Origin of the sequence: Mesorhizobium album (genome assembly GCF_033977205.1) — a bacterium.
In the GTDB taxonomy this organism is placed as follows: Bacteria; Pseudomonadota; Alphaproteobacteria; order Rhizobiales; family Rhizobiaceae; genus Mesorhizobium; species Mesorhizobium album.
The window spans coordinates 39962-51975 of record NZ_JAVIIW010000050.1; the positions used below are offsets into that span (position 1 = coordinate 39962).

A 12014-nucleotide genomic window follows, 5' to 3' on the forward strand; every position below is an offset into this window, starting at 1 on the left:
CTGGCTTCACGCGGCTCCATTGACGAAAGCCATGTCGGCCGCCGTCAGTTCGACATCGCGCAACACCCGCATCACCGGGAAATCCTCCGTTTCCGTGGCCGTGATGGCCAGATCGATCGTGACGTTGAAGCGATGCCGGAAGGCGTCGATGATCTCATCGACAATGATTTCCGGCGCCGAAGCGCCGGCCGACAGGCCGAGCGTCGAGATGCCGGCGATCTCTTCCCATGGAATTTCGGCGGCCCGCTGCACGAGAAGCGACATTTTCGCACCGGCGCGCTCGGCCACTTCGACAAGGCGCCGCGAGTTGGACGAATTCGGCGCGCCGACGACGAGGAAGAGGTCGGCGCCGGCCGCCGTTTCCTTCACCGCCTCCTGGCGGTTGGTGGTGGCATAGCAGATCGATTCGGCTGCAGGCGCATGGAGTTCCGGGAAGCGCTCCTGCAGCGCCCGGATGATGCCGGCGGTGTCCTCGACCGACAGCGTCGTCTGGGTGACGAAGCCAAGCGCCGCCGGGTCGGCCGGCACGAAGGTTGCTGCGTCCGCCTCGGTCTCGATCAGGGTCACAGCACCCTCCGGCAGTTGGCCCATCGTGCCGATCACTTCCGGGTGGCCGGCATGGCCGATCAAAAGCACATGACGGCCAAGCCGCTGGTGGCGCATCGCCTGCTTGTGGACCTTCGACACCAGCGGACAGGTGGCGTCTAGATAGAAGAGGTTGCGCGCCTCGGCGTCCGCCGGCACCGATTTCGGCACGCCATGCGCGGAAAAGACGACCGGCGATTGGCGATGTTCAGGCGGGATCTCGGACAGTTCTTCGATGAACACCGCGCCCAGGCTCTGCAGCCCCTCGACGACATAGCGGTTGTGCACGATCTCGTGGCGTACATAGACCGGCGCACCGTATTTCTTCAGCGCCAGCACGACGATCTGGATGGCGCGGTCGACGCCGGCGCAGAAGCCGCGCGGCTGGCAGAGCCTGATCGTCAGCGGTGGCTTGGTCTCACTCATGAAAACGGACCGGTTCACTCGAAATCTGGAGCCGAAATGAGGTGCCTACCCCTGCCCTGTCAAGAGCGGCGGCGTTCACCCTTCTTTCGTCGTGCGGCGGAGTCGGAGGATCAGCACGGCGGCGAGCGCGGCGGCCAGGCCGTACCAGGTGACGGCATATTGCAAATGGTTGTTCGGCAGATCGATGATGGTGACGCCGCCGACCGGCAGGCCGCCGGGATTCGGCGTCTTGTCGGCATCGACGAAGAACGGCACCAGCACGGCTCCTGCCGGCAGGCCGGCGCTCGAGGCCATCGCATCGCGGTCCTTCCAGTAGAAGATGTTCTTGGCGATATCGTTGTCGGGCAGCATCATCGAAGGTTTGCCCGGCAGCGGATTGCGGGCAAGGCCGGTCACCGTCACCGTGCCGGCCACCTCGCCCTGCCGGCGCTTGGCCGGATCCTTCAGATCGTAAGGGACGAAGCCGCGATTGACGAGCACGAAGCGGCCGTCGTCTAGCTGCAGCGGCGTATAGACGTTGAAGCCGGTGTCGCCTTCCCAGGTGGCGAAGAAATGCCGCTCGCCCTGGTGCAGGAAGGTACCGGTCACCTTCACCGGCGTGTAGTCGACATCGTGCGTGGCTGCGAATTCATTCTCGACATTCGAAAGCGGCAGGGGTGCCGCATGGGTCCGCCTGTCGATCGTGGCGAGCAGATCTTCCTTCCAGTGCAGGCGCTGGACCTGCCAGGTGCCGAGGCCCAGAAGGATGGCGAACAGGACAAGGCCGAGCCCAAGCAGCAATGCGTTGCGCGGCCGCGCGCGGCCGGCAGTCGAACCGGTCGTGCCGCTCATTGACCGGCGTCCAGCCTGCCTTCGGAAGCCTTTTTTGAGTATTGCATGGTGATCAGCACGCCCTTGATGAGGCGCAATGCCGTCAGGCTGAGCACCAGCGCCAGCGGTATCCACAATATGAAATGCAGCCAGAGTGGCGGGCTGAGCGTCACCTCCATCCACAGCGCCAGACCGACGACGATGAAGCCGATGATCAGGATGACGAACACTGCCGGGCCATCGCCGGCATCGGCGAAGGAATAGTCCAGGCCGCAATTGTGGCAGCGCTTGCCGACCGTGAGAAAGCCAGAGAACAGCTTGCCCTCGCCGCAGCGCGGGCAGCGGCCGTGCAGGCCGGCCGAAACCGGGTCAATGGGGGGCCAGATCGCCTTGTCTTCGCTCATATCCGCACCGTAGACCCTTTCGCTCAAAAAGATAAGGCGGCCACGTCGACGCGGCCGCCTTTTTGGGATTCCGAAAGCCGTTGATTTAGTGGGCTTCGATCAGCGCGCCGTTCGAGGCCCAGACATAGATGCAGCTGAACAGGAACAGCCAAACCACGTCGACGAAGTGCCAGTACCAGGCAGCAGCCTCGAAGCCGAAATGCTGCTTCGGGGTGAAGTCGCCCCGGATCGCGCGCACCAGGCAGACGAGAAGGAAGATGGTGCCGATGATGACGTGGAAGCCGTGGAAGCCGGTCGCCATGAAGAAGGTGGCGCCGTAGATCGAATCCTTGAAGGCGAACGGAGCGTGCATGTACTCGTAGGCCTGCACCATGGTGAACAGCATGCCGAGGCCGACCGTCAGCACGAGGCCGTTGATCAGGCCCTTGCGATCGCCATGGATAAGCGAGTGGTGCGCCCAGGTCACCGTCGTGCCAGACAACAGCAGGATGATGGTGTTGTAGAGCGGCAGGTGGAAGGGATCGAGGACCTCCAGGCCCTTCGGTGGCCACACTCCGCCGGTGAAGGCGGCGCGGGCATATTGCGTCGCCTCGCCCGGGAACAGGCTGGCGTCGAAGAAGGCCCAGAACCAGGCGACGAAGAACATCACCTCGGAGGCGATGAACATGATCATGCCGTAGCGCAGGTGCAGCGACACCACGCGCGTATGGTAGCCCTCATGCGCTTCCTTGATGGTGTCCGACCACCAGGCGAACATCGTGTAGAGCACGATGACGAGGCCGATGAAGAACAGCCACGGATTGGCGATGTTGTGGCCGAAGATCGGGAAGCTGTCGGCCCTGAGATAACGCATCAGGCACACGCCGCCGATTGCGGTCACCAGCGCGCCGATCGAGCCCAGGAAAGGCCAGGGGCTCGGATTGACGAGATGGTAGTCGTGGTTCGGTTTTGCGTGCGCGTCTGCCATATCAACCCCCGAGGCTTGCTTCGGAATCTGGAACTTTTTTGCTGCCGCCGGCGGCGGCTGCGACCGGCTGTTTCTTCTCGACCGGGAACATCGTGTAGGACAGGGTGATGGTCTTCAAGTCCTTCAGTTCCGGCACGTTGACGATATCTGGATCGACATAGAACACGACCGGCATGTCCAGCGTCTCGCCGGGCTTCAGCGTCGTGTCGGTGAAGCAGAAGCACTCCACCTTGTTGAAATAGGCGCCGGCCATTTCCGGCTGCACGTTGAAGGAGGCGCGGCCGGTGATGGGGCGGTCGAACTTGTTGGTGGCGCTGTAATGCGCCTGCGTGGTCTCGCCGATCTTGATGGTCACCTGGCGCGCCACCGGCTCGAACTGCCACGGAATGCCATTGGTGTTGGCGTCGAAGCGGATGGTGATGTCACGGTCAAGCACGCGACCGGCATATTGCTTCTCGGCGCGCTGCGTCGTGCCGCCATAACCGGTGGCCTGGCAGAACATCTTATAGAGCGGCACCGCCGCATAGGCCATGCCGACCATGCCGGTGAAGAAGGCAAGGCAGACCGCCACGACGATGCGGTTGCTGTTCTTCCTGACGGGTCTGTTGGTGGTCTCGCCGTTCATCGCCGCCTCACATCAAGTTCGTAGGCGTGAGGCCAGACGCATTGTGGCCGAATTTCACGATGGTCGCGACGTAGAAGATGATGACGAGCGCGGCCAGCGCCACGCCGATTGCGACGGAGCGGTTGCGCCGCGCCTTCTGCTGGCGCTCGGTCAAGGTGACCAGTTCAAGGTTCTTGTCGGCCACGATCATGCTCCCCCCGTCATGAGGGCGCGCCCGACAACGCTGTCGACGAGATAGGCGGCGAAGATGGCGAACAGATAGAGCAGCGAATAGGCGAACAGCGCCTTGGCCGGCTTCATCGCGCGGTCGTCGTCGGCCATGCCGAGCACCTTCCAGGCGTACCAGACGAAGCCCGCGCCAAGCACGGCCGAGACGGCGCCATAGGCGGCCGTCGTGTAGCCGAACGCATAAGGCAGCACGCCGACCGGCGCCAGGATCAGCGCATAGGCAAAGATCTGGCGGCGTGTGGAGGCAGGTCCGGCGACGTTCGGCATCATCGGGATGTCCGCGCGGGCGTAATCATCCGATTTGAACAGCGCCAGCGCCCAGAAATGCGGCGGCGTCCAGAGGAAGATGATCAGGAACAGGATCAGGCTTTCGAGGCTGACCGATCCGGTCACCGCAGCCCAGCCGATCACCGGCGGGATGGCGCCGGCGGCGCCGCCGATGACGATGTTCTGCGGCGTCCAGCGCTTCAGCCACATCGTGTAGACGACGGCGTAGAAGAAGATGGTGAAGGCGAGAAGTGCTGCCGACAGCCAGTTGATCAGCACGCCAAGCGTCATCACCGACAGCACCGACAGCACCAGGCCGAAGCTCAGCGCCTCGCCGGGCGTGACGCGACCCGCCGGCACCGGACGGCCGGCGGTCCTGGTCATCACCGCGTCGATGTCGGCGTCGTACCACATGTTGAGCGCGCCCGAGGCGCCGGCGCCGATGGCGATCGCCAGGATGGCGATCACCGCCAGCAGCGGATTGATGGCGACGGGCGCCGCGACCATGCCGACAAAGGCCGTGAAGACGACCAGCGACATCACGCGCGGCTTCAGGAGGGCGAAGAAATCGCCCGCGGTCGCTTCCGACATGCGAAAGCCCGCTTCCTCCATCAATCTGTGGTCGGCAATGGCCATGCGTACTTAAAGTCCATCTTTCCGTTGGCCAAGACCGCCGGGCTGGCCGGCGGCCTCGCATGCGTCGGGACGCTGCCTACTTGATCTTCGGCAGCTTTTCCCACTGGTGGAACGGCGGCGGCGAAGGCAGCTGCCATTCGAGCGTGGTGGCACCCTCGCCCCACGGATTGGCGCCAGCGACCCGCTTCTTCTGGAAGGCCTCGAACACACCGTAGAGGAAGATCGCAACGCCCACGGCGGCAATGTAGGAGCCGTAGGACGAGACCATGTTCCAGCCGGCGAACGCATCCGGATAGTCGACGGTGCGGCGCGGCATGCCGGCGAGGCCGAGGAAGTGCTGCGGGAAGAAGATCAGGTTGACGCCGACGAAGGTGACCCAGAAATGGGTGTTGGCGATCACCGGCGAGTACATGTAGCCGGTCATCTTCGGGAACCAGTAGTACCAACCGGCGAAGATGGCGAACACGGCACCCAGCGACAGCACGTAGTGGAAGTGTGCGATCACGAAATAGGTGTCGTGCAGCGAGCGGTCGAGGCCGGCATTGGCGAGCTGAACGCCGGTGACGCCGCCGATCGTGAACAGGAAGATGAAGCCCAGCGCCCACAGCATCGGCGGCTTGAAGGAGATCGAGCCGCCCCACATCGTGGCGATCCAGGAGAAGATCTTCACGCCGGTCGGCACCGCGATGACCATGGTGGCGAACACGAAATAGCGCTGCGTGTCGAGCGACAGGCCGGTCGTGTACATGTGGTGCGCCCAGACGATGAAGCCGACGGCGCCGATCGCGACCATGGCGTAGGCCATGCCGAGATAGCCGAAGACGGGCTTCTTCGAGAAGGTCGAGACGATATGGCTGATGATGCCGAAGCCCGGCAGGATCAGGATGTACACCTCCGGATGGCCGAAGAACCAGAACAGGTGCTGGAAGAGCAGCGGATCACCGCCATTGTCCGCTACGAAGAACGAGGTGCCGAAATTGCGGTCGGTGAGCAGCATGGTGATGCCGCCAGCCAGAACCGGCAGCGACAAGAGCAGCAGGAATGCGGTGATCAGCACAGCCCAGGCGAACAGCGGCATCTTATGCATCGTCATGCCGGGCGCGCGCATGTTGAAGATGGTGGTAATGAAGTTGATAGCGCCAAGGATCGACGACGCGCCGGCGATGTGGATCGACAGAATCGCCAGGTCCATCGCAGGGCCGGGCTGACCGGCCGTCGAGAGCGGCGGATAGATCGTCCAGCCACCACCGGGGCCGAAGGCGCCGGGCGCACTCGGCACGAACATCGAGCCGAGCAGCAAAAGGAAAGCCGGCGGCAGCAGCCAGAAGGAGATGTTGTTCATGCGCGGGAACGCCATGTCCGGCGCGCCGATCATGATCGGCACCATCCAGTTGGCGAAGCCGCCGATCAGGGCCGGCATGACCATGAAGAAGATCATGATCAGGCCATGCGCGGCGCCGAAGGCGTTGTACATGCTCTTGCCGCCGTCGATGGCGGCGTCGCCCTGCATGCCGTAGACCATCTGCGCCAGACCGCTGAAGATCTGGATACCCGGCTCCTGCAGCTCCATGCGGATGGCGACCGAGAGCGCGCCGCCGATGATGCCGGCGATGATCGCGAAGATCAGGTAGAGCGTGCCGATGTCCTTATGGTTGGTCGAGTACACCCAGCGGACCCAGCCATGCGGCCTGTGGTCGTGGTGGTCGTGAGCTTGAGCCTCTGCCATGTTCCGCTCCGTTCCCTAATTCCTGCTTGGCCGCGACATCAATTGCCGGCAGCCGCTACCTTGTTGGTGCCGTCGATCTCGGCCATCAGCGCCTTGTTGGCGGCCGGCACGTCAGTCTTGGCCGTCTCCAGCCAGGTCTTGAACTGCGCGTCTGAGACGACGCGGACGGCGATCGGCATGAAGGCGTGGTCCTTGCCGCAGAGCTGCGAGCACTGGCCGTAGTAGAGGCCTTCCTTCTCCGCCTTGAACCAGGTCTCGTTGGTGCGGCCAGGCACTGCGTCCATCTTGATGCCGAAGGACGGCACGGCGAAGGAGTGGATGACGTCGGTCGCCGTGATCAGCACGCGGGTCATGGTGTTGACCGGCACCACCAGTTCGTTGTCGACGGCGAGCAGGCGCGGATAAAGGTTGCGATCTTCCTTGCCGGCCTTGGCACGGTCAGCATCCTGGAGCACGGCCGAGTTGAAGGAGAAGGTCTTGTCGACCTGGTATTCGTAGTCCCAGTTCCACTGGTTGCCGGTCGCCTTGACGGTGAGCTTGGCCTCTTCCGGCGGCGTGTACTGCGCGGTGAGCAGCTGGAAGGACGGGATGGCGATGAGCAGCAGCACGACGACCGGCCCGACCGTCCAGATCACCTCGATCAGCGTGTTGTGGCTGGTCCTCGAGGGAACCGGGTTGGCGCTCGCGCGGAACTTCAGGATGACAAAGGCGAGCAGGAACAGCACCAGAAGCGTGATCACCGTGATGAAGGCGAAGGTGTAGTTCCCGAACCACTCGATCTGCCGCATCATGCCGGTCGCCGGCGTCTGGAAGCTCGTTTCCCATGGCCGCGGCTGGTCCGCATAGGCGGATGCGCTGGAGAGGAGCGCGCCTGCGGCTGCAGCACCTGCCAGAAGTTTGGCGCTTGCCAGGAATTTTCTCATCGCCCTCTCGTCTCCCACTTCCTGCGATCGGATCGCACCAATAACGAACGACGCCGGGATTGGGAATCCCGGTCTGTTCCTAAGGTGGTTCAAACCATACTCTATTTCCCTCCGCAAGGAATGAGCGGCCGAAACCGTGCGGCATTTTTGCGCGCAACCCAAAGGGCGTTCCCGGCCATCGCCGCGTCGCGCGCCGGACGGTCGCAATTCGGGCGAATTTGCTATGGAAAAGCGCGTAATTGCCGGTATCGGGGCGGGCCGGCGACGGTCTCGTCCTTTACTTGGCCTTGGCGCAGCTTAAAGTGCCGTGATTCGCAATGGAGCCGTCATGACTTCTTGGCTTTCGAGACCCCTGGCGAAGGTCGTTTGCCTTGCCGCTCTGCTTGGCGCCGGCCTGTCGGGCGCGGCGAGCGCCGCGCCGCCGCAGACCGCCGCGCCGCCCAGCGGCACGGTCAAGTCTACGCATGGCGCGTGGTCGATCATCTGCGACACGCCGGCCGGCGCGACTTCCGAGCAATGCGTGATGATGCAGAACGTCGTCGCCGAGGACCGCCCGGAAATGGGCCTTTCGGTGGTGGTGCTGCGCACCGCCGACAACAAGGCCGAGATCCTGCGGGTGCTGGCGCCGCTCGGCGTGCTGCTCCCCAACGGACTTGGCCTCAATGTCGACGGCAAGGACATCGGCCGCGCCTATTTCGTGCGCTGCTTCCAGGACGGCTGCTACGCGGAAGTGATCCTCGAGAAGCCGTTGCTCGATACGCTGAAGAACGGCACGTCGGCCACCTTCATCGTCTTCCAGACGCCGGAGGAAGGCATCGGCATTCCCGTCGACCTCAAGGGATTCGCCGAGGGCTTCGCGGCGCTCCCCTGAGATCCGACGCGGCAGCAGGGTCGTCCTTTGTCCGCGGCGATGACAATCCCGTGTGAACGCTGCCGATTGTCTTGACCTGTCTTCGCCCCTACATCGGGGGAATGACAAACCGCCAGCGGACAGCCTTGCCATGAACAGCCTGATCGGCCAATTCGACATTTCCGACGATCGCGTCAAAGAGATCGTCGCCGACACCATCAAGGGCGCCGACGACGGCGAACTGTTCCTCGAATACAGCGAGAGCGAAGCGCTGATGGTCGACAATGGCCGGCTGAAGACGGCCAATTTCAACACCGACCAGGGTTTCGGGCTGCGCGCCGTTGCCGGCGAGGCGAGCGGCTACGCCCATTCGAACGACCTTTCGGAAGCCTCGCTGCTGCGCGCGGCCGATGCCGTCTCGGCCGTCAAGGGCGGCTATTCGGGCACGCTCGCCGCGGCGCCTGCCCGCACCAATCGCCACCTATATGGCGACGAGAACCCCATCCCCTCGCCCAGCTTCGAGGCCAAAGCCAAGCTCTTGCAGGAGATCGACGCCTGGCTGCGCGCTGCCGATCCGCGCGTGCGCCAGGTGACGGCCTCGCTCGCCGCTTCCTGGCAGCATGTCGAGATCGTGCGTGGCGACGGCCAGATGGTGCGCGACATCCGCCCGCTGGTCAGGGTCAACGTCTCGGTGGTGGTCGGCGATGGCGATCGCCAAGAGAGCGGCTCCTCCGGGATGGGCGGCCGCAAGAGCTTTGGCGAATTCCTGACCGAGGAAAGCTGGAAGCATGCCGCGCGCGAGGCGCTCAGGCAGGCACTGGTCAATCTCGATGCGGTTCCGGCGCCGGCCGGCACCTTCGACATCGTGCTTTCCAGCGGCTGGCCCGGCGTGATGCTGCATGAGGCGGTCGGCCACGGATTGGAAGGCGACTTCAACCGCAAGAAGACGTCCGCCTTCGCCGGCCTGATGGGTAGCCAAGTGGCGGCAAAGGGCGTCACCGTGGTCGATGACGGCACGATCGCCGAGCGGCGCGGCTCGCTTACCGTCGACGATGAAGGAACGCCCTCCGCTCGCAACGTGCTGATAGAGGACGGCAAGCTTGTGGGCTACATGCAGGACCGCCAGAACGCGCGGCTGATGGGCATGAAGGCGACCGGCAACGGCCGGCGCGAAGGCTACGCGCACCAGCCGATGCCGCGCATGACCAACACCTATATGACCTCGGGCGACACGCCGCCGGAAGAGATCATCGCCTCGGTCAAGAAAGGCATCTATGCCGTCTCCTTCGGCGGCGGCCAGGTCGACATCACCTCGGGAAAATTCGTGTTCGGCTGCACCGAGGCCTACATGATCGAGGACGGCAAGGTGACGCAGCCGATCAAGGGCGCGATGCTGATCGGCAACGGCCCTGACGCGATGCACCGCGTGACCATGATCGGCAACGACATGAAGCTCGACAACGGCATCGGCATGTGCGGCAAGGCCGGACAGGGCGTGCCTGTGGGCGTCGGCCAGCCGCATCTGAGGATGAACCAGATGACGGTGGGCGGCACCAGGGTTTGAGGCGGCAATGAGGTGAGCCATGATGGCCGGCCCCGAAAAATTCGGAACGACCGTCTCGACCAAGGGGCGAGTGAGCCTGCCCGCCGCGATCCGGAAACGGAGGGATTGGGGTGTCGGGACGCGCTTGCAGGTCGAAGATACGCTGCACGGCGTTCTTTTGAGGCCGGTGCGGGCTTTACCCCGACGCAGCCGGAGGACGTGTTTGGTACCCTGCCTCACAACGGCGGGCCGAAGACGCTGGAACAGATGGACGCTGGCGTCCTTGCCGAAGCGCAGCGGCGCAACGCAAGCGATTGATACCACCGCTGAGGAAGCCTAGCGATCTCGCCGGACGCGTACACAACCATGTTAGGAAATTATTAATTGTTTAGTTGATCCCACCGCCGTTTCCGCCTTAACTCGTCGCCAGTCTTCTCGTTGCGGTGGTGTTTGGCAGTGTTGCGTTCCCCTGGCGTCCTGACCTCTTCCTTCCTTCTTGGCCTTGCTTCGTTGATCGGTGCTACTTCGCTATCTGCCGGAACGGCAGTGGCGCAGACGACATTATTTAAGCAGCCGTCGACGCAGCCTTCCGCGGATACGGTGCGCTCCGCCTCGGTCGGCGGACGCACCAGCATTCCCTACGGCTGGGTCGATTTCTGCCACCGCCGGCCGAAAGAGTGCAATGTGCCCGCCCTGCCGGCCACGAACGTCAAGCTGACCGCGCAGAACCTGCGCATCCTCAAGCGGATAAACCAGAAGGCGAACGGCTCCATCAAGCCCGTCAGCAATTACGAGCATTGGGGCACGATGATGGACCACTGGGACTATCCGGTGGACGGCAAGGGCGACTGCAAGATCTACGCGCTCTACAAGCGCAAGCTGCTCATGGAAGCGGGATTTCCCCGGCAGGCACTGCTCATGACGGTGGTGCGCGACCTCAACAATGAAGGCCACACCATCCTGACGGTAAAGACGGACAAGGGCGATCTCGTCCTGGACAATCTTGTCGATGAAGTCCGGCCCTGGGACGCGACCGGCTATTATTTCCTTAAACGCCAGTCGCAGCAGAACCCGAACATCTGGGTGTCGATCAACCAGCGCGGCGGCACGCCGAAACGCATGACGCCAAACTCGTAGGCCAAGTCAACGAAACGATCCGCCTTTGACGGGCTGACGCGGTGCAGACCGGCGATCCCCTTCGCGCAAAGTTAATGGGCCGGAAAGTCCGGCCCATGAGTAGCTGCCCGACGGCCTACTGCTGGCAAGCCGGTTCGCCCGGCTGTCCGCAAGCCTGCTTCTTCTTGAGCTGCTGCGGCGGCTGCTCCTGCGGGACGCGCCGCTCTTGTATCTGCGGTCTCGGCTGCTCCTGCGGGACACGCCGCTCTTGCATCTGCGGTCTCGGCTGCGCGCGGAATTCCGGCTTCGGCTCCGATCTCTGCGGCCGCAGCACCTGCTCGCTCGGCCTTTCCTGCCTGAACTGGCGCTGTGCATTCTCATTCGGCCTGTTGACCTTGAAGTTGCGCTGGACGTTGACCTCCGGACCGGCGGTTCCCTCCTCGCTGTTCGGCAGCCTGCGGAGCTTCCTGCCTCTGTCGACCCTGTTGGCCGAGCCTTGATCCGGTTCGACAAAGGACTCGCCGCCCGACAAATCCCTGCGCAGCAGCTTTCTCGGTTTGCCGATGTTCTGGTCGGAGAGCTCGTTCGGATTGTTCTTCCTCAGCCGCTCCTGCACGCTCGGGCGATTTTCGGCCGGCGCACCGTTGACAGTCGGCAGCTTGCGGAACTTCCGGCCCTTCTCGTTTCCGCTGGGCGTGCCCTGTTCGTTCGGTTCGACAACGGACTGGCCGGCGGACAATTCCTTGCGCCTCAGCTTTTTCGGTTTGCCGGTGTTCTGGTCGGAGAACGCGTTCGGATTGTTCTTCTCGACCTTCTCCTGCGCGCTCTGCCCGTTTTCGGCCGGCGCACCGTTGACGGTCGGCAGCTTGCGGAACTTCTTGCCCTTCCGCTGATCCGTGCCCTGCTCT

Annotated in this window: 12 protein-coding genes and 2 pseudogenes; 4 read left to right on the forward strand and 10 right to left on the reverse strand. The window is 63.6% G+C overall.

Going from position 1 to position 12014, the window contains the following annotated elements; all coding sequences use genetic code 11:
• Positions 1 to 6: 6 nt before the first annotated feature.
• From ispH to coxB, 9 genes are all read right to left on the reverse strand, one after another.
• Positions 7 to 1011, reverse strand: coding sequence for a 4-hydroxy-3-methylbut-2-enyl diphosphate reductase (ispH, locus tag RFN28_RS29065; RefSeq protein ID WP_320290579.1), 1005 nt, complete (start codon positions 1009 to 1011; stop codon positions 7 to 9).
• Between the two features lie 75 nt (positions 1012 to 1086).
• Entirely contained in the window at positions 1087 to 1842 is a 756-nt protein-coding gene (locus RFN28_RS29070) for an SURF1 family protein (RefSeq protein WP_320290580.1), read from the reverse strand.
• A complete protein-coding gene (locus RFN28_RS29075; RefSeq protein ID WP_320290581.1) occupies positions 1839 to 2225 on the reverse strand; it encodes a DUF983 domain-containing protein in 387 nt (128 codons plus the stop codon). Before RFN28_RS29075 ends, RFN28_RS29070 begins: the two co-directional genes overlap by 4 nt.
• Positions 2226 to 2310: 85 nt before the next feature.
• Positions 2311 to 3192, reverse strand: a complete 882-nt coding sequence (locus tag RFN28_RS29080) for a cytochrome c oxidase subunit 3 (RefSeq protein WP_320290582.1) — start codon at positions 3190 to 3192, stop codon at positions 2311 to 2313.
• A gap of 1 nt (position 3193) precedes the next feature.
• Positions 3194 to 3817 carry a cytochrome c oxidase assembly protein gene (locus tag RFN28_RS29085; RefSeq protein ID WP_320290583.1) on the reverse strand — a complete coding sequence of 208 codons (624 nt, stop codon included), beginning with the start codon at positions 3815 to 3817 and terminating at the stop codon, positions 3194 to 3196.
• Positions 3818 to 3824: 7 nt separating this feature from the next.
• A complete protein-coding gene (locus RFN28_RS29090; protein ID WP_127861141.1) occupies positions 3825 to 4007 on the reverse strand; it encodes a cytochrome c oxidase system small membrane protein in 183 nt (60 codons plus the stop codon).
• A complete protein-coding gene (locus tag RFN28_RS29095; RefSeq protein WP_320290584.1) occupies positions 4004 to 4948 on the reverse strand; it encodes a heme o synthase in 945 nt (314 codons plus the stop codon). The genes RFN28_RS29090 and RFN28_RS29095 overlap by 4 nt, the downstream gene beginning before the upstream one ends.
• Before the next feature lie 76 nt (positions 4949 to 5024).
• A complete protein-coding gene (gene ctaD / locus RFN28_RS29100) occupies positions 5025 to 6674 on the reverse strand; it encodes a cytochrome c oxidase subunit I (RefSeq protein WP_320290585.1) in 1650 nt (549 codons plus the stop codon).
• 38 nt (positions 6675 to 6712) lie between these two features.
• Positions 6713 to 7597, reverse strand: a complete 885-nt coding sequence (coxB, locus tag RFN28_RS29105) for a cytochrome c oxidase subunit II (protein WP_320290586.1) — start codon at positions 7595 to 7597, stop codon at positions 6713 to 6715.
• Positions 7598 to 7925: 328 nt separating this feature from the next.
• Between coxB and RFN28_RS29110 the strand changes: the two genes are divergently transcribed.
• The 4 genes and pseudogenes from RFN28_RS29110 (at position 7926) to RFN28_RS29125 (ending at position 11127) form a co-directional block, all read left to right on the forward strand.
• Positions 7926 to 8468, forward strand: coding sequence for an invasion associated locus B family protein (locus RFN28_RS29110; protein ID WP_320290587.1), 543 nt, complete (start codon positions 7926 to 7928; stop codon positions 8466 to 8468).
• Positions 8469 to 8598: 130 nt separating this feature from the next.
• Entirely contained in the window at positions 8599 to 10011 is a 1413-nt protein-coding gene (gene tldD / locus RFN28_RS29115; protein ID WP_320290588.1) for a metalloprotease TldD, read from the forward strand.
• 22 nt (positions 10012 to 10033) lie between these two features.
• A pseudogene (locus RFN28_RS29120) lies at positions 10034 to 10308 on the forward strand (AbrB/MazE/SpoVT family DNA-binding domain-containing protein).
• Positions 10309 to 10446: 138 nt separating this feature from the next.
• Complete coding sequence (locus RFN28_RS29125; protein WP_320290589.1) at positions 10447 to 11127, forward strand: transglutaminase-like cysteine peptidase; 681 nt, start codon at positions 10447 to 10449, stop codon at positions 11125 to 11127.
• Between the two features lie 115 nt (positions 11128 to 11242).
• Here the strand turns inward: RFN28_RS29125 and RFN28_RS29130 are convergent.
• Positions 11243 to 12014 (reverse strand): annotated as a pseudogene (locus RFN28_RS29130) (caspase family protein); the annotation flags it as partial.

Excerpts from the sequence above, each read along its gene's own strand:
- coxB (WP_320290586.1), bottom strand. The coding sequence starts at position 7,597 with ATGAGAAAATTCCTGGCAAGCGCCAAACTTCTGGCAGGTGCTGCAGCC.
- RFN28_RS29080 (WP_320290582.1), bottom strand. The coding sequence starts at position 3,192 with ATGGCAGACGCGCACGCAAAACCGAACCACGACTACCATCTCGTCAAT.
- RFN28_RS29075 (WP_320290581.1), bottom strand. The coding sequence starts at position 2,225 with ATGAGCGAAGACAAGGCGATCTGGCCCCCCATTGACCCGGTTTCGGCC.
- tldD (WP_320290588.1), top strand. The coding sequence starts at position 8,599 with ATGAACAGCCTGATCGGCCAATTCGACATTTCCGACGATCGCGTCAAA.
- RFN28_RS29110 (WP_320290587.1), top strand. The coding sequence starts at position 7,926 with ATGACTTCTTGGCTTTCGAGACCCCTGGCGAAGGTCGTTTGCCTTGCC.
- RFN28_RS29095 (WP_320290584.1), bottom strand. The coding sequence starts at position 4,948 with ATGGCCATTGCCGACCACAGATTGATGGAGGAAGCGGGCTTTCGCATG.
- ctaD (WP_320290585.1), bottom strand. The coding sequence starts at position 6,674 with ATGGCAGAGGCTCAAGCTCACGACCACCACGACCACAGGCCGCATGGC.
- RFN28_RS29090 (WP_127861141.1), bottom strand. The coding sequence starts at position 4,007 with ATGATCGTGGCCGACAAGAACCTTGAACTGGTCACCTTGACCGAGCGC.
- RFN28_RS29070 (WP_320290580.1), bottom strand. The coding sequence starts at position 1,842 with ATGAGCGGCACGACCGGTTCGACTGCCGGCCGCGCGCGGCCGCGCAAC.
- ispH (WP_320290579.1), bottom strand. The coding sequence starts at position 1,011 with ATGAGTGAGACCAAGCCACCGCTGACGATCAGGCTCTGCCAGCCGCGC.
- RFN28_RS29085 (WP_320290583.1), bottom strand. The coding sequence starts at position 3,817 with ATGAACGGCGAGACCACCAACAGACCCGTCAGGAAGAACAGCAACCGC.